The organism is Moorena sp. SIO1F2 (assembly GCF_010672755.1).
GTDB lineage: Bacteria > Cyanobacteriota > Cyanobacteriia > Cyanobacteriales > Coleofasciculaceae > Moorena.
The window spans coordinates 1-19,899 of record NZ_JAAHFV010000081.1 but is presented as its reverse complement, the minus strand read 5'-3'; the positions used below and the strand labels follow the sequence as shown (position 1 = coordinate 19,899).

The window sequence follows — 19,899 nt, the reverse complement described above, 5'->3', positions numbered from 1 at the left end:
TATTCATCTTCAATGTGCTTTTATTCCTAATCGACATCGGTTTAATCCGCGCCGGACTAGCAGAGGGGAAACGAGGTTTATTCTGGGGTGGCATGGTGCTACTGACGCTGCAAATTTTGACCCGGATGCTGGAGTACGATACTGGTTTATTAGTCAAATCCATAGTCTTATTCCTCTGTGGGCTAGGTATTATTGGTGCTGGACTATGGTTTGAGCGCTATTTGAAGTCTGAATTATGACTTATGACTTATGACTTATGACCTATGAGCATTAATTCTGAGTATTACCGTCCTATACCAAGCTGGCGATTCTGGGTACCTCTTTTATTTCAAACCGCACTAATTATTACTGTTCCCACCCAGGCAATTTACACTACACTGACTGGAAAAACTGTCATCCTTCAGACAGCGCCAGTAGACCCTTATGAACTTTTGCGAGGCTATTCCCAAACTCTAAGATACTATATCTCTAATCAGGATAACTTGCGCAATCTTCCTGGCTGGCAAAAATTGCCCAAGCAACAACCTAATGGCAACAAGGTAACCTTTATCAAGCCTGGTACCCGTTTTTACGTAATTTTAGAAGCACCAGACTCATCCAACTCAACTAAACTACCAATAGCCTGGAAACCAGTAGGCTTAAGTGCCAAATTCCCTTCCCAACTACCAGCTAATCAGATTCCTATCAAAGGTGTTGCTAACTATGGTTCGATTGAGTACGGATTGGAAACTTACTATATGCCAGAAGACCAACGGGAACAAATTAATGAAGAATTAAATAGTGCTAGGCAAGAGAACTCTAACCTACCGATATCACCACCACCAATTGTGATGGAAATTAAGGTGGATGCTCAAGGGAATGCTTTACCAATCGGAATCTGGGCACTGGTAAGTAAGGATTCTCAACAGCAGATTCGCAAGTATCGGTTTTAAGAGGGAATCGGGAATCGGGAATCGGTAATTGGGAATCGGGAATCGGGAATCGGGAATCGGGAATCGGGAATCGGGAATCGGGAACGGGGCAAATAGTGTAATTCACATTTCACCGTACCCGACCCATGAAAACCGCTATAATGCTTAAATTTTTATAAAGCCTCATCTTATTTAGAAACAAAAAGGATATACATTCCTATGGATAGTTGAGTCAACCATCAAAGTTACTTTGCATCAAACGATATAAGGTGACTTATGACTCATGATGAATAACTGTTAGATATATCTGGAGAAAATACGTAGCAGGATGAAAGTTTTCCGTGTTTTGCAAGTTTCTGTAATTAAGGTAAGTGAGTCTCCCCTTGTACTCAGTATTCAAGCAGATGGGCTTGCTGCCACTTCTGGCTGGACAAATCCCCGGTTAGACAACTCAGCAGACCCCAATCCAGATGATTCTGTCCTAGAATTCAGTTTTGATGCTGATAAACCGTCAGGTATTAGTCTTCCAAGACTGACGCCAATCACGGCTTGTGTTGACTTTACACCGACCAATGGTGCAGATGCGGTAATTGTTTCTGCCCGAATCAATTGTATTACGGTTCATGCTGCTGAGTTCCTCAAGCCTGGCGAGTCAAGCCCTCGACCCACGACATTGGCAGTAGGAGAAGAGGAACCTACGACACTAGCATTGGGAGAGGAAGACCCTCAAGTTACTACACAGGCACTAGGAGAGGAAGATCCTCAACCGACTACACGGGCATACGGAGAGGAAGACCCTCGATTTACTACACAAGCTCAACCAACTACACGGGCATACGGAGAGGAAGAACCTCAACCAACTACACGGGCATACGGAGAGGAAGAGCCTCGATTTACTACACAGGCATACGGAGAGGAAGAGCCTCAAACGACTACACTAGCATACGGAGAGGAAGAGCCTCGATTTACTACACAAGCTCAACCGACTACACAGGCACTAGGAGAGGAAGCTCAACCGACTACACAGGCACTAGGAGAGGAAGAGCCTCAACCGACTACACGGGCATACGGAGAGGAAGATCCTCAAGTCACTACACAGGCACTAGGAGAGGAAGAGCCTCAACCGACTACACGGGCATACGGAGAGGAAGGACCAACAACTCTAGCACTGGGTGAAGAGAGTAGTCCATTTGGTCGGTACTAATGATTAAATCAGCAGATGGTGGATGTTTGCTTGTTGCAGGTGGGGAGTTAGATCCAAATCTCACTCGGTTGATTGAAGTTGCTCAAGGTCAACAAGTCCCGATTTGCGATTTACGCCATGGGCAAGAAGAAAGTCCGAAATTGTCATGGCATCTTACTCAAAGGCATCTCAGAGTTGAAGCTCCAGTTCTGTCTGTAACCGGAGCTTTTATTCGGTATGACGTTTTTGGTAATCTTAACGCTCCGAACTCTGGGGCATCACAACGGGCATCGGGTTGGTATCAAACCCTCTATGGTTGGTTGCTATCGCAAAACCAGATCCGGTTGTTCAATCGTCACCATGTACCTGCAGTTGGCAATAAGCCAGCAATGCTGATACTAGCGCAACAGTTAGGTTTGCAAATCCCTGATACTTGGATCACCAACGAAGCCGAGGAATTGGGAAAATATTCTGCGGGGAGTGCGATTGCTAAACCCGTTGCTGGGGGTGATTTTTGTTATTCCCTAGAGCAATTGTACTCCTCTATCCAGTTTCGTAATGGTTGTGCTGCGATGCCAGCCATTGTCCAAAATCGTTTAGTAGCCCCAGAAGTACGGATCTATGTCGTAGGGAATCATGCCTTTGCTTTTGAAATCCGTAGTCAGCATCTAGATTATCGGGTTAAACCAGATGCTGAGGTGATTCCACTCGAAACAGTTCCGCAAGAAGTAGAGTTGCTACGCAAATTAATGGTCGCTTTACAGATGGATTTTGGGGCGGCTGACTTCAAAACCGATCCACACACCAAACAACTTGTATTTTTGGAACTCAATAGTTCCCCCATGTTTGTTAGGTTCGATCAAGTTTTGAATGGGGCGCTATGTGAAGCAATGATTGAGACCTTAGTGGTTTCTTGAGGATTAGGTCAGCGAAGTTTTGTGTTGGATTTCTAGCTGAATCTTAAAAAACTTTAAAGAAGCTCAATCTCAAACAGTTTTGAATTAAGAAGGTATAATTCCAAAGTCTACCTTCTTAATTCTACATTCTTAATTCTTCATTCTTAATTCTTCATTCTGACAGACAACCTTGGCCAAAAGGCCACGCGTGCGCGTTCAACCCTTAATCAAGCCGCCAGTTAAACGGTAAAATAGAATAAATCCCCTTCGGGTCATTGAAGGTTGTGAAAATTGCCAAATCCTGTTTTAGCTTCAGCAATTCTGTAGTTAGTGGCTCAGGTAATTGTCGGCTTGTGAGCGTAACATCATTAGTCAGGGTCTTCAGAATCCTTTCCTCGAAACTAGGAATTTTTGGATACTCTTCTACTTCCCAATCATTCTTTAACTTAGCTTGCTTAGCAGCATACTCAATAGCATCATTAATACCCCCAATCTCATCAACTAAACCTATCTGCTTGGCGTCTATACCTGACCAAACCCGTCCCTGAGCAATGTCTTTCACCTTGCCCTTAGGCAATTTACGTGACTCTGCTACTTTGTCAATGAACTGGTCATAAATCTGATTAACCATGGTTTGGTAGATTGCTAACTCTTGGTCTGTTTTGGGACGGACAGTACTTTGAATATCCGCTAAAGAAGCTGTTTGTACAATATCCCAGGTCAGACCATTGTTGTTAGCTAATTCTTGGATATTAAAAAGTACACCAAAGACACCAATAGAACCAGTGATAGTATTTGGCTCAGCAAAAATTCGGTCGCTATAGGTAGAAATCCAGTAGCCACCAGAAGCTGCCACATTGCCCATAGACACAATCACTGGCTTTTCCTCACGGATCAGCCGCACTTCCCGTTGAATAATCTCAGAGGCTGTAGCACTGCCACCAGGACTATTAACCCTTAGCACTACTGCTTTAATATCTTTATCCAGCCGTAGCTCGCGCAGCTGTTTAGCAAAGCGTTTACCCCCCACTTGCTCAAGGTTTCCTTGACCGTCAACAATGCTACCCTCAGCATAAACTACGGCAATTTTATGCTTAGACTTGCGATTTTTAGAGTAAGGACTTTTCGCTCTAGCGTAAGTAGCCAGCTTAATTTTCCGGAACGATTTATCCTTTTCTTTTTCTCCAGTAAGCTCCTTGAGGGTAGCAATCACCTCATCGAAGTATCCAACTTGATCCACCAAACCTTGAGTTTTGGCCTCTGATGCGATCAACATCCCTTTAGTATTAGCGATCGCTTGCAAGGTCTTGGGAGTAATCTCACGACTTTTCCCCACTGCTGTCAAAAATTCATCCCAAATATCATCTAACAATTCTCGAGTCTGTTCCCGACTTTCAGGACTCAGCTGTTTGAGCAAGAACGGTTCAACTGCGGACTTGTATTTGCCAACTCGAACCACCTGAACACCAATACCATACTTCTGGAGAGCTCCGGTCATAAAAAGTTGGGAAGAGTTCAAGCCATTGATTTCCACAACTCCCATCGGGTTAAGAATTATCGTATCCGCAACCGAGCTAAGATAGTATTCCCGTTCTCCCAAATCTACGTCATAGGCAATAATTTTTTTTCCAGCAGCTCGGAAACGCTCCAGAGCCTCCCTTACCTCCTTGAGATTTGCTAACCCAGTGTTGCCAACAGTTTTAGATGCAGCTCCATCCAGGTAGAGGGCAACAATGCGTTTATCCTTAGTTGCCTTATCCAGAGTATCGAGCACTTTGCGCAAAGGGATGATATTGCTTTCTTGACCCGATAACACCTCTTCAATCACTTCACTAGTGCTTGAGGTAGGATTGGTATCGCTGATATTGACCGATAAATCAAACACCAGCACTGATTTATCTTGAACCTGTGGCCCTGTATCTTTCGATGCTACTGCAATCAGTACAAACAGGAATCCACTAGTAGCTAAACTAAAAAATAGAATTAAACCGGCAAGACTTCCTACTAGGCTGGCAAAGGTTTGTTGGAGAAATTGACGCATGTGGTAAAGGATTAAGGGGATTAAGGATGAAGGATTAAGGATAGCATTTATCAATCAGCTGAGGTGCTTTACTTCTTGGTTTTAGGGAGCAGGGAGCAGGGATTAGGGAGCAGGGATTAGGGAGCAGGGAGCAGGGAGCAGGGAGCAGGGAGCAGGGAGCAATAAAAAAAAATTATATGTACCTCATTAGACTAGTAAACGCTATCTTAATGATCAAGTCTATATTAATGATGAAGTATTTAAGGATTAAGGGCGTTGAGCTATTAGCCATTCCCGATTCCCGATTCCCGATTCCCGATTCCCGATTCCCGATTCCCGATTCCCTACTCCCTATTACCACTATCCTAACTTTTTCAAAGTGTTGGATTGCTTGAGATCAGACAAGGTAGCATTACCGGTGCAGAATAGAGCAGTAGTGATTTCTGCCATCAACAATTGCACTAAGGCATCAACGGCATCTACTGACTCAGCTGCTGCTTGGAGGAATGGTAATGCTAGACCAGCAATATCGGCTCCTAATGCGATCGCTTTTGCCACATCCAAACCATTGCGCAATCCCCCAGATGCAATTAGGGGAATGTTGGGGGCAATAGCTCGAATACTGGTAATGCACTCAGCGGTTGGTAAACCCCAGTCACCAAAGGTCTGTCCTAACCGACGCTGATGAGCGGTTAATCCTCGCTCACTTTCTACCTTTGCCCAAGACGTGCCCCCCGCACCAGCGACATCAATAGCGGTAACACCAGCCTCCAGCAACTTCTGGGCCATAGCCGCTGAGATGCCATTACCCACTTCTTTAGCAATCACTGGTACCGTTAACTTACTGCATAAACCATTAATTTTGTCAAGTAACCCCTTGAAATTAGTATCCCCGTTATCTTGAATGCACTCCTGCAAGGGATTGATGTGCAAAATCAGCCCATCTGCTGTTAACAGGTCAACCACCTTTTGGCATTCTTCTAGTCCATAACTGTAGTTAAGCTGAACCGCACCGATGTTGGCAAATAGAAGAATATCCGGAGCTTGGGAGCGCACCGCAAAGGTATGACCAACCTCTGGTTTTTCCACGGCCACTCGCTGAGAACCAACCCCCATGGCTAGTTTGTAATGTTGGGCAACCTCAGCCAGACGAAAATTAATCGTTTTTGCCTGTTCAGTACCACCAGTCATAGAAGAAATCAACAATGGTGCTCCCAAGGATTTCCCCAGAAATGTGGTAGATATGTCAATCTCACTGCGGTTTAGTTCTGGTAAGCAACAGTGAGTGAAGCGGTACCTCTCAAGTCCATTGGTATTGGCACGAAATTGAACATCTTCATCCAGACAAATCCTGATGTGGTCGGCCTTTCGCTGTTGGGTTTGGGTCATAATTATTTGGAAAATAAGAGCAATCTGATCACGATTCAGGCGCTAATTACTTTAATTAATTCCACTCCATCCCGACCATCATTATCGTTTAGATAAACCTTTACCTGTTCTTCGGCGGATGTGGGGAGTAGTTTGCCCGTAAAATCTGGACTAATCGGCAGTTCCCGATGTCCTCGGTCTACTAGCACTAATAATTTAATCGTTTGGGGTCTACCATACTCAAGCACCGCGTTTAGAGCAGCACGAATGGTACGTCCTCTATAAATGACATCATCCACCAACACCACTATCTTACGATCAAGATCGAAGGGAATATCTGTTTTTGCTGGGGTGCGAATGCCAATTCGATCGAGATCATCCCGATAAAAGGTGATATCCAACGCTCCCACTGGCACACTGACCTGCTCTAGGGTTTCAATCTGACGTCCTAGCAACTGAGCTAAAGGAACACCTCTGGTATATATACCCACCAGTGCTAGTTTGGACAAATCACTCACTTGTTCGATCACTTGAGATGCCAAACGATTTACTGTACGGCGCAGTTCTTCAGCTGATAGGATTTCAATGGTTTGAGTAGGCATCCTGGTTCATACAAAATTTCAGCAGGATACCCCGCCCACACAAATAGCGAGTTAGGCGGGGAAGGGGCTTTCAAGGTTTTGATATTATACCAGACGAACACCTATCACCGTGGAGCAAGAGATGAAAAGGTTTTAGCATCAGCGATTCCAGTGGGAAATAAGCCTTTGTCCCGTTGATATCGCTTCAGGGCTGCCTCTGTGGCTGGTCCAAATACGCCATCTTTTAGTCCTTTATAGTAGCCTAGGTAAATCAAGCGATTCTGAAGGCTATTCACTCTTGTGCCACTACTACCTCGTTTTAATGGAGTAATGATGCTAGCAGCAACGGCAATTCCAGAAGAATTGCCCCGTAGTGCTGATAAGGTACGAGAGTCAGCAATGCCATTTGCTGGCAGTTCCCGAGAAAGCTGATACTCTTTGACTGCCGTCTCAGTTAATTTACCATAGTATCCTGTTACTGGCCCTTTGTAGAATCCCAACTCTGTGAGGCGATTTTGCAGTTGTTTCACCGATTCGCCATTGCTGCCTGGTCGCAACTCAGTGACGTTGGGAATAATATCCTTATCATTAGGATTTTTGGCTAAGTCTGACAAAGTGCGAGAGTCAGCAATACCAGTCACTGGTAGTCCCCTCAAGCGCTGAAATTTTATGACCCCTGCTTCAGTTAAACGACCGTAGAATCCCGTTACTGGACCGTTGTAGACTTTCAACTCCCTCATGCGCTGTTGCAGTTTGGTCACAGCAGTTCCTCTGTTACCTCGCCGTAACTCAGTGGCGTTCTTGATCGAACCACCATTGATTACGAATAAGGTGTTTTGTCCAGCAACGCCATCCGCCCGTAATCCCTTGGCTCGCTGAAATTTAATTACCGCTGCTTGGGTCATGCGCCCGTAATAGCCAGTGATCGGACCATTAAAAAATCCCAAGGATGTCAACTTCTTTTGCAAATCGCTGACTACCGTTCCTCTACTACCGCGTTTGAGCTGTGTGTTTGTTGGTAGACGAATATCAGTACCAGCAGTTTTATATAAAGCTGCTAGGGTTTTTGGTCCAGCCACACCATCTATTGGTAGTCCCTTCTTTTGCTGAAAGATAGCAACATAAGACTGGGTTAACATGTCATAGTTGCCAGTAATCCGACCTTTATAAAAGCCAGCCGCTGCCAACTCTTTCTGAAGAGAAGTCACCTGTGATCCACGGCTGCCTTTTTGAAGCACTTTAGCACTGGCATGAGCAGCGGTACTGAGAATGGTTAGGGCAATTGCGATCGCACTAATCTTGATCCAAGCTGAACTAGGAATAGTGGGACTGTTTAGCCCATCCAACCATCGAATTAAACCATTATCATCTTGCCACGGAAAATTCTCCGCGTCTTCATAGGACTCGGCAAGATTAACGCAGACTAAGCTTTCCATCGCTTTCCTACCAAATTTTTTTGTATGATAGCCAGTTCTCTAGCAATATTTGTATTGTGTTCTTGACACTACCATTTTAATGGACATTACTCTTGTCCACGTCATCCCTAGTTACCTTCATAGGTCATAACTGCTCAACCGATCATCCCTTCACCGGATCACCCCTTTACCCGATCACTCCTTCACCAATTCCCAGGTAATATCTTTGATCCCAACCATGAGCAATCTTTAAGGAGCAATCTTTCTTTTAGCAATCTTTCCGGAGCTAGTCAAATTCGGGCTGGATTTAAGAAATATAACGGATGTGATCAAAGTAAATCTGCTCGATAATTACCCTCAAAAGGTAAATCTCCTGGATATTGCCCCCAGCTGACTGCTGGGGGTTTTTATTGTGTTCGGCGCTCTACAGTAATGCGATCGCCTCAGAAGTGTTGAACAGGGAATAGGTAATAGGTAATAGGTAATAGGGAATAGGGAATAGGGAATAGGGAATAGGTAAGAAGTAGTTTTCGAGGCTTAAGAGTATCGTTAACTACATTTTTGAGCCTGGTCTTGATGCAGCCGTGAGCGACTGCATCAAGACCGGAAGAGAAAAGCCAAGTTTTACAAAGCTTTTAGGAATTTATCCCTCACCATTATTTGTAAATACCCGCGCGCGTATTGCTATAGAGCAACGCGACTCTCTAGATTAATTCCAAAGGGGATGACCATGCCTAATTGTTGTTGGCCCATCCTCAAGTCATATATTCTGAGCCTCTTCAGTTTTTTGAGCCCAACCATGAAATCTTTCCGGAGCTAGTCAATTTCCTGCTGGATTTAATTATAACGGATGTAGTAAAGATAAATCTCCTGGATAATTGCCCCCAGCTGACTGCTGGGGGTTTTTATTGTGATCGGCGCTCTACAGTGATGCGATCGCGGATCATCACTGTGGCAAAACCGCCCCTGAGCAACGCGACTCTCTAGATTAATTCCAAAGGGGATGACCATGCCTAATTGTTGTTGGCCCATCCTCAAGTCATATCTTCTGAGTTTCTTCAGTTTTTTGAGCCCAACCATCACCAATCTTTCCGGATCTAGTCAATTTCCTGGCGGATTTAAGAGTTATAACGGATGTGATAAAAGTAAATCTCCTGGATAATTTACCCCAGCAGTTAGCTGGGTTTTTTTTTGTAATTGCCTAACACAGTGATGCGATCGCCGATCATCACTGTGCCAAACCCCCCTCGCTTATCAACCTAAGGATACAAGCCCCTGAATTCATTTATGGAAAAAGACTATTTGAATTGGAGCGAAGCGATGTTTCAATGCCTCGAATTAATTCCTGGGGTATTTTTTAATTTTGAATTGATAATTTTGAATTGGAGCGAAGCGAGTGACCATGGGTAATTTTTGTTTGCCAATCGTCAAGTCTGTTATTCTGAGTTTCTTAGGTTTTTTGATCCCATCTACCTATCAACCACCCACTTATGGGAATAATTATGAGCTAAGTAGCACACAACCCACTCTCCAATCAATTGACAACAAAAACTATACTCAAGCTCAAATTGATTATTTTTTGGAAATTGCCTTAGGCTCGGAATACGGCTCCTCCAATCCTACTATCAAAAAATGGGACAGGAATGTGAGGATTAAGGTAATCGGCTTGCCAACCCCTGAAGATTGGCAGACTTTGTCAACCGTTATTGATGAAATAAATACGATTACTCAAGGTTCAATTCAAATAAACTTTGATGATAATAATCCCAATCTCAAGATTTATTTTGTTCCCGAATACGAGTTTCGTCGCTATGAGCCTAACTATCGACCGGTCAATTTTGGTTTTTTTCGGACTTGGTGGAATAACCAGGTAATTTATAAGTCAAGAATTATGATTTCTACAACTAGCATTACTCAAAAAGCACGGTCTCACCTAATCCGAGAAGAGCTCACCCAATCTATAGGACTGATGAGGGATTCCTATAAATACAGAAATAGTGTATTTTTCCAAGGGTGGACTGATACGACTGAATATGCGGAGATTGATCAAGCTGTAATAGAAATGCTATATAGACCAGAAATTCGTCCCGGAATGACTAAAGCAGAAGTTATCAATGTTCTGAATAGCCTTAGGTTTGCGAGGTAATCATAGCAGTAAGGTGCGTTATTAACGCACCTTACAGATAGAGTTACTGGGTAGGTTCTGTGCTATCAAGATTCAGATTAGAAGAATTTAGAGGTAGTGTAAGGACCATAGACCCAATTGCCACTGCTCAGCTGTAGCCAATTCCCATTTTTAGCAACCACAGGTTTGAGTGCAGATCCACTGCTTACACAGGTAACAGCCTGACCAGTACCAGGACCAGGGAGTGCTTTCAAACACCCACCATTGGGAGTCTTGACTTTGATTCCTGATTCCAAAATCGGACTACCGCCACCGCCTTCACTACTTTCATCAAATAATTTAGAGGTAGTGTAAGGAGCATAAACCCAATTGCCACTGCTCAGCTGCAGCCAATTCCCATTTGTAGCAACCACAGGTTTGAGTGCAGATCCACTGCGGACACAAGCAACAACCTGACCAGTGCCAGGACCAGTGAGTGCTTTCAAACACCCACCATTGGGAGTTTTGACTTTGATTCCTGATTCCAAAATCGGACTACCGCCACCGCCCTCACTACTTTCATCAAATAATTTAGAGGTAGTGTAAGGACCATAAACCCAATTGCCACTGCTCAGCTGCAGCCAATTCCCATTTTTAACAACCACAGGTTTGAGTACAGCTCCATTGCTAACACAGAAGACAGCTGCGGAAGTATCGCTCGGACCTTTGCGTGCAGTCAAACAACCACCACTTGGAGTCTTGACTTTGATCCCTGTTTCCAAAGCCGCAAACACTGGAGCCGTTACACTCAAACTCCCCAACCAGACCGCACATCCTAGTAAACCGAGCCAAGCAGTGTTGGGAATTTTAAACCAGTTGAGGTTGAGTTCTCTTAGATCTAGATCACAATCAATACCTACTGCTTCTTCATAGGATTCATAGGAATGAGTGTAAGCAAGTACTTCCACGTTTTTCTCCTTTTTTAAGTTTTATTAAGTTTTGAGGCAATTATGATCATAATTTCCCCTAAAGTTGAGGGAAAATAGATTGCTTTGCTGTCAGGTGGAAGACCCAAGGGTAATCGGTAATCGGTAATCGGTAATCGGTAACTGACCCAACTATACTTGATGTCATTCTTTTGTTCAGCAACGCCAAATAGATGGCTGGAAAAAGGTTATAAGACAATTTCCTCCCATAGGGGAAAATTTAAGCAAAAAAAAATAATTGCCTGATTAAACGATAACGTTGTGTGAAGCGTTCGCAAAGCGTGGCCAAAGGCCAATCGCATAAGCGCGTTTTTATCTGGGTTGTAAACACACTTCTTGCTGTAAAAGGCATGGATGGAAAAGGCTTGCAGACAATAGGGGAAAGAGCTCCGAAGTTTTATTGGACAAAAAAAAAGACCATATAGGTTTACATCTCATTTAAAAAGGCTATATTGCAATAGACAAAAAACCAACCCTATCCCCAGCCAAATTAAAAAACAATACCTTGTCAGATCTAAGGCTTGGTTAATTTTGCCTGGTGTGATATCGTAGGTAGGTTTTCCTAATAAGGGTTTTTGCTTGACAACACCACTGTAAAAATTAGTCCCCCCCAGCTGAACCTCCAAAATCGCAGCAAAAGCCGATTCACTCCAGCCAGAGTTAGGACTCGGATCAGCAATAGCATCACGGCGACACAGACGCCAGACCTGCTGAGGTTTTCCAGACATCAAGGCTAGGGTAAATACGGTTAATCGACAGGGGATCCAGGTTAGTAAATCTTCAATTTTAGCACTAAACCAACCTAAATGCGTGTAAGGCTCTCGGCGGTAACCGACCATCGAATCTAAAGTACTGGCAGCTTTATAAGCTAAGGCCAGAGGAACACTACCTACCCCAGGAATCAACGCTCCAACAATGGCATAGAACAGAGGGGCTGTGACCCCATCGGTAGTGTTTTCCGCCACCGTTTCTAGGACAGCTCGTAGGATTTCCGACTCACAAAGATTTTCTGTATCACGACCAACATATTGACTTAATCGAGAACGGGCTAGTTCTAATTCTCCGGCAGTTAAAGGCTGTAATACATCCATTGCTGCTGCTCTAAGAGAGCGACCAGCAAAACAACTGGCTAGCAATATCGTTCCTATGCCTATACCCAAAAAGGGATTGAGCCAGATTCCTAGGAAGACAATAAACCATCCAACTACTCCACTCCCAATAATTAGTCCAATACCCAACCCAATTCCTGCTAGGCGTTGTTGCCAAGGCTGCTGCCAGAAGTGAATTGCTAACTTAGTGAAGTGAGAGATTACCCAGCCCATAACCTGCACTGGATGGACCCAACCCCAAGGATCACCGATCAGATAATCCAGACTAGCCGCCAGCAGCAAAATGACACCATTAGTATGGTTATTACCCAGGATTTGAACCACTACTTTCTAATTTTATCGACATTCTCTTCCCAGTTAGCCCCATCGAAAGGGACAAGGGTAAATCGAGATAGAACATCACCGTCAAGACAACGTAGGTTGACAGAAATCCCATTGGGATGAGAACGGGGTCGATAGAAAGGATGAATGCCACAGATTTGGCAGAATGTGTGCTTCGCCGTGTGAGTGTTGAAGGTATAACTAGTCAACACTTGATCTCCCTTAAGTAAGCTAAATTGCTCAGGGGAGACAATCAGGTGTAAGATGCCCTTTTTTTTACACATCGAACAATTGCAATCAATTGCCTCATGCTTTTTTACAATTACCCGGAAGCGGACAGCGCCACAATGACAGCCCCCCTCATAAGTAATCGGTTCGTTACTCTTTTTCATGAACAGAAAAATTGATTCAAACAACGAAACTGGTTTCTTCTCCCATAGCCGCTTGCCAACTACGGGCATCATAATAAAGATCGGCAAGAGTTATAGTGTACAATGCTTCTTTAAGCTTTTGATGCAAACGATGCCAAAGTGTAAATGTAACCCAGTCTTCGGCTTGACCAGCGTCTGGGGTATGGTGGGGTAGTGGTTCGATGGTTTCACCCACTGCTTCTAGGATTTTGCCGAGGGAAATTTGTGTGGGTTCATGGGCTAATTGATAGCCTCCTTGAGCTCCACGAACTGACTTGACTAAGCCAGCACGGCGCATCTCAATCAGTAGTTTTTCTAGATATGGAGCTGGTAGACCTTGCCGTTTAGCGATCGCTCTAACCGATGTCGGTCCATACCCTGGTCTTAGGCTCAGATCTAGTAGTGCCTTAACACTGTAGTGTCCACGAGTGGTGAGCTTCATAATAAAATAGCAATCCAATCGGAAAGTGGACGTGGGAGTTAACGGGACAATTTCTTTGAAAGACTAAAGTCGGAAACGATTTTATGACCTGTTTAAAGATCACGCTCGTTTAATCCACTCAGCTATCAGCATCAAGAGCCGGGGGAACCAAGCAACCCTCTCATCCTGAAGACTATACTTTGAGCGGTATGCTTTTAGCTATGCCTTCAAGCCAGAAGCTTAGATCTTAGACTATCAATGGCTGATAGCTGATAGCCCGTTGGCTGAATGCTAAGCTCAAAGAAACTCGCTTAATACTGTCACCCAATGGAGATAGCCATTGACTTGTGACAGGGATGGAAAGTACAGGTGGCTGGTGAGGAAATTGCCTACAAGAGTAGCCCATACTCTTTTAGCCAATTTTCCCGTGACCCTAGGCAATTTTCCTGTGACCCAGATGATCGGAGTTGTTCACGACCTATTCACAACCTATTGCTGTAGTTGAACGGTAGTTAAAAACTGACTATTAACGAACACAGTTGACACTCTCGGTGTAATATAGTCTCATATACTGATATTAAACTAAGATTTTGTTATCTTAGTTGACAGTCAGTCCAGTAGAAATGCTGGATACCACTTAAGTCCTTAGTATTAGATTCAAGTTGATGGCTAGAAAGAAAAACATGGCTGCTCCGACGCCTCCTCTGAAGGACGAAGCATTGCTTGATAAAGTAAGAGAGCTAGGTAACCTGAGCAAAGAAGAAAAAGCTAGAGCCTGTGGCTACTACACCGTGACAAAAAACGGAGTAGAGCGAGTCAATATGATGAAGTTCCTCAATGCCCTTATTGATGCGGAGGGGATTGAATTAGACAGCAAAGTCAATGGCAATGGTCGTGGCGGACGCAGTGCCAGCTATCGGATTAGTGTGCAGTCTAACGGCAATCTTCTGATTGGCTCGGCTTACACGAAACAAATGGGTTTACAACCAGGGGACCAGTTTGAAATCACCCTGGGACGCAAGCACATTCACCTTAAACAACTTGATGAAACAGAAGAAGAAGCACGTGAGGCATCCTGAGCCGAATAGACAAGGCTTAGAACGCCGTAATCGGTAAATGTGCTGTCGCTCAAAACGTCAGCATTCTCCCGTCAGTTATCAGCATTAGCGCTACTTGAAACGCTGTGCTTGCCAGCCATTCATGATGCCCTCAAGAGAACCAATCCACGAGGCTTTAAACGGTAAGCGTGGTTTGAAAAGGAGCCCATAAGCTTACTCTCTTGATAAACCCAGGCTCCCAAAACATTAGCTGTTTGCAAAGCTGGAAAGTAGCGCGTCAGCTGACTGCTGATAGCTTAATGCAAACCCGATCACTGTCTGTTACGAAAGCGGTGTATCAATTTCCATCCCCATTTATGGAAACTTCCCAATCTAGCTTTTAATCACTCAATTGGGATATTGTTTAAAGAACACCCAGTCAGGGGCATCATCAATTCTTCTGGCTGGCTTCAATTTCCATTGCTCAAGGAGACCAGTATTAAGCAATAAGTTGAACTAGATCAGCTTTTGCCAAATCCCATGGTCAGAAGACATCAAAATCAGTAGAGAAAGATAGGTTCCCCAGAATAAAATTACCATAAATTGTCTATCCCGTCGCGCAACCAGCATCCCTGCTATAACCATGGTTAAAGGGACACAAGCGAAGAACAGCCAGGAGCTGAGGTCAAAAGCTTTCCTAATCCCGAAGTGAAGCATCACAGTAATAGTAGCAACACCTAGTAGACTTAACCCAATACTCCAAAAACGGGGATAAGATTTGCTAGAAGGCCAATGCCAAATATCTGTCAGTTGGGCTCCACCAGCAAGGGCTAATGCTGGGTAAACTGGCAACACATACCCAGGCAATTTAGTGGCAATAAGGGAAATGGCGATCAAGTAACCGCCAGCCCATACCAGTACCAATTTAGCCCAGCCCCAATGGCGATTCTGCCAAGCCTGCTGTAACCAGTAGGAAAAGAACAGTAACCAAGGTGCGGAAAATTTTAAGATTTCCCCCAGGTAATACCAAGGGAGGCGATTTTGCCCATCCACTGCTGTCCAGATCGGGCGTAGGGACTCGTAGAGAATGGCTTTAGTTGTAGTAACGGCTCTTTGATCCTGTACCAGTAATGGAACAGTGTACCAAGCAAGAGCAGGACTATAGCCTAGGAGCAATCCCAACCACCAATAAGTAGACGTGAGGAGTCTGGGCGTATCCCATGCTAGAAACAACAGAGCGATCGCTGTGATCAACAATGCCACCAGGATCCCCTTAGTGAGGAAAATCAAGCCTAATCCGATCCCCGCTGCCAGTGACCAGCGTGAGTCCCGACGCGATCGCAACACACACCACATCATCAACACCACAAAGCACAGATTAGCTCCATCCAGGATTGCCATACGCCCATAATGGGCTATTGGTAAGAAAGTTAGGTAAATCAAGCTAGAGAAAATAGCCTTCTGACGGCAGGGGAAGATTTCTGTAGCAAGACCATATACTAGCAGTACCGACAGAACACTGAGGATGGCACCAGGTAAGCGTGTAGTCCACTCGTTGACACCACCAAACTGATAAGCCACCGCAATGAGCCAGGCTAGTAGGGGGGGGTGTTCAATTACGGTTTCACCTTCAAAAGTTGGGTAAAGCCACTGCCCAAATTCCCCCTTTGCTGAAAGTAGTTGAGTAGCCAGATGACTTATGCTTTGCTCTACCCCTTGCAACGAGCCACTGCCCAAATTGATGCTAAACAACAATAGTGCTGCCAGGAATAACCCTAACAGCGACAATCTCTCAATCCAGCGTTGAGTTCTACGTATCCGGTTTCCCGAGCCACCCCAAGTAAACGTTTTATGATCCATAAATTTACCTTTACCTTTACCTTTACCAATAATTCATAATTAAAGCTAGAAGTTTAACAAAAAACCATGAACGAAGCTAATTTTACCGTTCCCCACCAGACCACGAGCCATCATCCAATTTTTCGGTTCTACTTGGGGGATTATCCCAATGCTGCTAGCCATCTTATCTAATCTACTAACCCCGTTGTCTGGTGTTCTTAACCACAGCAGTATACTTTTTACCTTTAACCTTTCAATTATGTCGGAAAACTAATCGTCTCTAACTAATCGTCTCGCGCGAGCGTGAACAGGCAATTCTGTTGAAGCTGTTTACCGTCAGTGATAGAATGTCCGTTGTTGAAGTGACGGTGCTAAACTATCCAGCATAAATGAAAACTTAACTTTTTTTGAAATTACCAATCAACGTAGAAAAACCTTTGACCTATGAGTATGACTTATGAGTAGTGTGAGCTATGGGTCGAATTAATGATTAGATTGCTGACCAATGGCAAAGTCTGACAATTATACACAAGATAAACACAATATAAACAAAACTAATTAGACAAGTAGGAGCATGACATGGTAACAGACACTCTCAAACCTCCCCATGACTATTTACAGTGGCGTGGGTCTTATCTCCGGGAGGAACTGTTGCTCAGCAATGGTTTAAGTAAGGCACAACAGCAAACAGCTTTGCTTATAGTCTTGAGTAATTCAAACTTGAGTTTTTCGAATCGAGTGTAAGCAAAGTTAAAAAATCTTCTCCAGAATCCTTACCTGTTCACTGTTCCGAAGTTCCGAAGTTGCCTACTTATGTAATAAGTCCTATGAAAGTGATACACTACCAGGACACAAAGGGCATGCTTAAGATAGGCTATAGACGGTTTTATTACTGTGACCTATAGCTCTGTCATTGACCATCGACTGCTACGAGCAATGTTCTAGAACTTACCTCAAGTTCAGATTCACTGCTAACCGATCACTTGTTGACCAAGCCAGCCCATGGAGTTGAACACAGAATAATGAGGAATTTCTACCTAAGTTGATCACTTGCGACACTTACGCATATGGAAAGCTCATTTGAACTAACCCTACAGATGGTTATCGCCATCTTTGCTGGGATCAGTGCCCAGGTAATGGGTGAGTATTTAAAAATTCCCAGCATTGTCTTTTTGCTGATGTTTGGCACTCTACTCGGACCAGATGGCTTCGGTCTTTTGCACCCACAGAAGCTAGGGGTTGGTCTAGAGGTAATTGTTGCCCTCTCAGTGGCAGTTATTCTGTTTGAAGGAGGGCTCAACCTAGATCTGCGGGATCTGGGCAAAGTGTCTGGTAGTCTGAGAAATCTAGTTACCATCGGAACACTGATTACTCTGTTAGGAGGTGGCATGGCGGCTCACTGGCTAGGGGAGTTTCCTTGGCCGATTGCTTTTCTCTATGCCTCTCTAGTGGTGGTCACCGGACCAACGGTGATTAGCCCTCTGCTAAAACAGGTGAAAGTGGATCGACGTGTAGAAACCCTCCTAGAAGGGGAAGGGGTTCTCATTGATCCAGTCGGGGCAATTCTGGCAGTGGTTGTCCTGGACACAATTTTAAATAGTGATGCTGGTGCAAATGCAGCATTTGTGGGTCTAGGTCTTCGTTTAAGCATCGGTGCTGTTATTGGGGGCTTAGGGGGCTGGTTAATGGGGTTTCTTCTGAAGCAAGCACGCTTCATCTCAGAAGAACTCAAAAACTTGGTGGTACTGGCTGGCATGTGGGGTTTGTTTGGCTTGGCTCAGATGGTTCGCTCTGAATCCGGTTTGATGGCAACTGTAGTGGCTGGAGTAGTTATGGGAGCCTCTGACCTGCCTGAAGAGCGCTTGTTGCGACGCTTCAAGGGACAATTAACTGTCCTTGGGGTTTCCATGTTATTCGTACTGCTCTCCGCTGACCTCTCCATCGCCAGTGTGTTTGCCCTAGGCTGGGGCAGTATCTTTACCGTCTTGGTATTGATGTTGGTGGTGCGCCCCATCAGTGTGGTGGTTTGTACTTGGAATAGTGATCTCAATTGGCGGCAAAAATTATTTGTGTCCTGGATTGGTCCTAAGGGAATTGTCAGTGCTTCTGTGGCTTCCTTGTTTGCCATTCTCCTAACGGAACGGGGGGTTAATGGTGGTGACTCGATTAAAGCCTTGGTATTCCTGACAATTATGTTGACGGTAGTTTTACAGGGTTTGACCGCTCGCTGGGTCGCCAAATGGCTAAAACTTAACCCAGAGGAGGAGGCAACTGGTGCTGTAATCATCGGTTGTAATCCGATGAGCCGTCTGATTGCTCGTTTGTTTCAAGAGCGAGGAGAGTCGGTTGTGCTGATTGATACAGACCCAGAAGCCTGCCAAAAAGCAAGGGACGAAAATCTGCGAGTTTTCCAAAGCAGTGGTTTGGATGTGGATGTTCTAGAAGAAGCTGGGCTGGAATCGGTGGGAACTTTCCTAGCAATGACCAAGAATGGTGAGATTAACTTGGTATTGGCTCAACGAGCAGCAGAGGAGTTTAATCCACCGCGAGTCTTAGCAGTGTTTCCTCGTGACCCCCAAGTCAATAGCAACAACAATAAAACCAAGGTTAATCAGGCCTTCATTGCACAACTACCGATCAAAACTTGGATCCAGTACATTAATGATGGGCAAATCAAGTTGGGCAAAACCACTCTCAAGGAAGCTGGATTTGGTTTTCAGCGAGCTCATCTCAACGCCTTAATTCGCTCTGGAGAACTGGTACCTTTGCTACTGGAGAGGGAAAAGAGTTTTCAAGTGGCGAGTGGGAATGAAGATTGGCAACCGGGGGATAATATTATTTACTTGCTCCATGACCCTAGACCAAAACTTCTGAAGCGTTTATCCGGTGGGACTTCTTCGTCTCGTCTGGCCCTCGAAAAGCTACCCAAAGTGGAGGAATTGCCAATTGCTACAGGGGCATCGAATACAACAGTAGATGAAAGTGTGAATTAGCTGTAGCACCTAGAAACCAAATAATGGCATTAAAGGATAATGCCATTATTTGGGATCTAACCCAATAAAATCCACAAAACCTGTTATCAGGTTATCCAATCAGTTTAAATCCGTTGCAAGTTAATTTGATAACTTGTTTTAGCAATAAAAGAGATTGACTTTACCAGAAATGGGGACAAGTTTAACCCTAAATCGCTGGTGATTGATTTTATTATTATATCATGTCAGGATAATTACCCTTAATAAAAATCTCCCTATCTCCCTATCTCCCTATCTCCCCATCTCCCCACACCTCCCACCCTCTA

18 protein-coding genes and 1 pseudogene are annotated in these 19,899 nt (G+C 44.4%); 9 read left to right on the top strand and 10 right to left on the bottom strand.

Going from position 1 to position 19,899, the window contains the following annotated elements; translation table 11 throughout:
* The 4 genes and pseudogenes from F6J94_RS12595 to F6J94_RS12580 all read left to right on the top strand — a co-directional run.
* Positions 1 to 239, top strand: a pseudogene (locus F6J94_RS12595) (DUF2157 domain-containing protein); the annotation flags it as partial.
* A 24-nt stretch (positions 240 to 263) separates the two neighbouring features.
* Entirely contained in the window at positions 264 to 932 is a 669-nt protein-coding gene (locus F6J94_RS12590) for a GDYXXLXY domain-containing protein (RefSeq protein WP_293022635.1), read from the top strand.
* 307 nt (positions 933 to 1,239) lie between these two features.
* Positions 1,240 to 2,115, top strand: a complete 876-nt coding sequence (locus tag F6J94_RS12585; protein WP_293022640.1) for a hypothetical protein — start codon at positions 1,240 to 1,242, stop codon at positions 2,113 to 2,115.
* The gene (locus F6J94_RS12580; protein WP_293022643.1) at positions 2,115 to 3,011 is read left to right on the top strand and encodes a hypothetical protein; all 897 of its coding nucleotides are present in this window, start codon (positions 2,115 to 2,117) and stop codon (positions 3,009 to 3,011) included. Before F6J94_RS12585 ends, F6J94_RS12580 begins: the two co-directional genes overlap by 1 nt.
* A 202-nt stretch (positions 3,012 to 3,213) precedes the next feature.
* Here the strand turns inward: F6J94_RS12580 and sppA are convergent, their stop codons facing one another.
* The gene (gene sppA / locus F6J94_RS12575) at positions 3,214 to 5,031 is read right to left on the bottom strand and encodes a signal peptide peptidase SppA (protein ID WP_293040394.1); all 1,818 of its coding nucleotides are present in this window, start codon (positions 5,029 to 5,031) and stop codon (positions 3,214 to 3,216) included.
* 227 nt (positions 5,032 to 5,258) lie between these two features.
* Here sppA and F6J94_RS12570 point away from each other — a divergent pair, with 227 nt between their 5' ends.
* Positions 5,259 to 5,405, top strand: a complete 147-nt coding sequence (locus F6J94_RS12570) for a hypothetical protein (RefSeq protein ID WP_293040391.1) — start codon at positions 5,259 to 5,261, stop codon at positions 5,403 to 5,405.
* Here the strand turns inward: F6J94_RS12570 and fni are convergent.
* From fni to F6J94_RS12550, 4 genes are all read right to left on the bottom strand, one after another.
* The gene (gene fni, locus F6J94_RS12565) at positions 5,371 to 6,399 is read right to left on the bottom strand and encodes a type 2 isopentenyl-diphosphate Delta-isomerase (RefSeq protein WP_293040388.1); all 1,029 of its coding nucleotides are present in this window, start codon (positions 6,397 to 6,399) and stop codon (positions 5,371 to 5,373) included. The genes F6J94_RS12570 and fni overlap by 35 nt on opposite strands.
* Positions 6,400 to 6,434: 35 nt before the next feature.
* Entirely contained in the window at positions 6,435 to 6,980 is a 546-nt protein-coding gene (gene pyrR / locus F6J94_RS12560) for a bifunctional pyr operon transcriptional regulator/uracil phosphoribosyltransferase PyrR (protein ID WP_008184410.1), read from the bottom strand.
* Positions 6,981 to 7,084: 104 nt separating this feature from the next.
* Positions 7,085 to 8,395, bottom strand: a complete 1,311-nt coding sequence (locus F6J94_RS12555) for a peptidoglycan-binding protein (RefSeq protein ID WP_293040385.1) — start codon at positions 8,393 to 8,395, stop codon at positions 7,085 to 7,087.
* An 816-nt stretch (positions 8,396 to 9,211) separates the two neighbouring features.
* Positions 9,212 to 9,406: a hypothetical protein gene (locus F6J94_RS12550; protein WP_293040382.1), complete on the bottom strand. Its 195-nt coding sequence runs from the start codon at positions 9,404 to 9,406 to the stop codon at positions 9,212 to 9,214.
* A gap of 370 nt (positions 9,407 to 9,776) precedes the next feature.
* On the opposite strand from F6J94_RS12550, the gene F6J94_RS12545 reads away from it, so the two are divergent.
* A complete protein-coding gene (locus tag F6J94_RS12545) occupies positions 9,777 to 10,520 on the top strand; it encodes a DUF2927 domain-containing protein (RefSeq protein ID WP_293040379.1) in 744 nt (247 codons plus the stop codon).
* Between the two features lie 77 nt (positions 10,521 to 10,597).
* Here the strand turns inward: F6J94_RS12545 and F6J94_RS12540 are convergent, their stop codons facing one another.
* The 4 genes from F6J94_RS12540 to F6J94_RS12525 all read right to left on the bottom strand — a co-directional run bounded on the left by F6J94_RS12540 (position 10,598) and on the right by F6J94_RS12525 (position 13,746).
* Complete coding sequence (locus tag F6J94_RS12540; protein WP_293040376.1) at positions 10,598 to 11,446, bottom strand: hypothetical protein; 849 nt, start codon at positions 11,444 to 11,446, stop codon at positions 10,598 to 10,600.
* A 452-nt stretch (positions 11,447 to 11,898) separates the two neighbouring features.
* Complete coding sequence (gene cbiB / locus F6J94_RS12535; RefSeq protein WP_293027276.1) at positions 11,899 to 12,897, bottom strand: adenosylcobinamide-phosphate synthase CbiB; 999 nt, start codon at positions 12,895 to 12,897, stop codon at positions 11,899 to 11,901.
* Positions 12,897 to 13,178 carry a GFA family protein gene (locus F6J94_RS12530; protein WP_364304791.1) on the bottom strand — a complete coding sequence of 94 codons (282 nt, stop codon included), beginning with the start codon at positions 13,176 to 13,178 and terminating at the stop codon, positions 12,897 to 12,899. Before F6J94_RS12530 ends, cbiB begins: the two co-directional genes overlap by 1 nt.
* A 124-nt stretch (positions 13,179 to 13,302) precedes the next feature.
* A complete protein-coding gene (locus tag F6J94_RS12525; RefSeq protein ID WP_008184397.1) occupies positions 13,303 to 13,746 on the bottom strand; it encodes an Rrf2 family transcriptional regulator in 444 nt (147 codons plus the stop codon).
* A 644-nt stretch (positions 13,747 to 14,390) separates the two neighbouring features.
* On the opposite strand from F6J94_RS12525, the gene F6J94_RS12520 reads away from it, so the two are divergent.
* Positions 14,391 to 14,804, top strand: coding sequence for an AbrB family transcriptional regulator (locus tag F6J94_RS12520; RefSeq protein WP_293027311.1), 414 nt, complete (start codon positions 14,391 to 14,393; stop codon positions 14,802 to 14,804).
* A 474-nt stretch (positions 14,805 to 15,278) separates the two neighbouring features.
* On the opposite strand, the gene F6J94_RS12515 is transcribed toward F6J94_RS12520, so the two are convergent.
* Positions 15,279 to 16,622, bottom strand: coding sequence for a glycosyltransferase family 39 protein (locus F6J94_RS12515; RefSeq protein ID WP_293040373.1), 1,344 nt, complete (start codon positions 16,620 to 16,622; stop codon positions 15,279 to 15,281).
* Positions 16,623 to 17,180: 558 nt separating this feature from the next.
* Between F6J94_RS12515 and F6J94_RS12510 the strand changes: the two genes are divergently transcribed.
* Both F6J94_RS12510 and F6J94_RS12505 read left to right on the top strand, forming a co-directional pair.
* Positions 17,181 to 17,345 carry a hypothetical protein gene (locus tag F6J94_RS12510; RefSeq protein ID WP_293040370.1) on the top strand — a complete coding sequence of 55 codons (165 nt, stop codon included), beginning with the start codon at positions 17,181 to 17,183 and terminating at the stop codon, positions 17,343 to 17,345.
* 323 nt (positions 17,346 to 17,668) lie between these two features.
* Entirely contained in the window at positions 17,669 to 19,594 is a 1,926-nt protein-coding gene (locus tag F6J94_RS12505) for a cation:proton antiporter (RefSeq protein WP_293040367.1), read from the top strand.
* Positions 19,595 to 19,899: the final 305 nt, after the last annotated feature.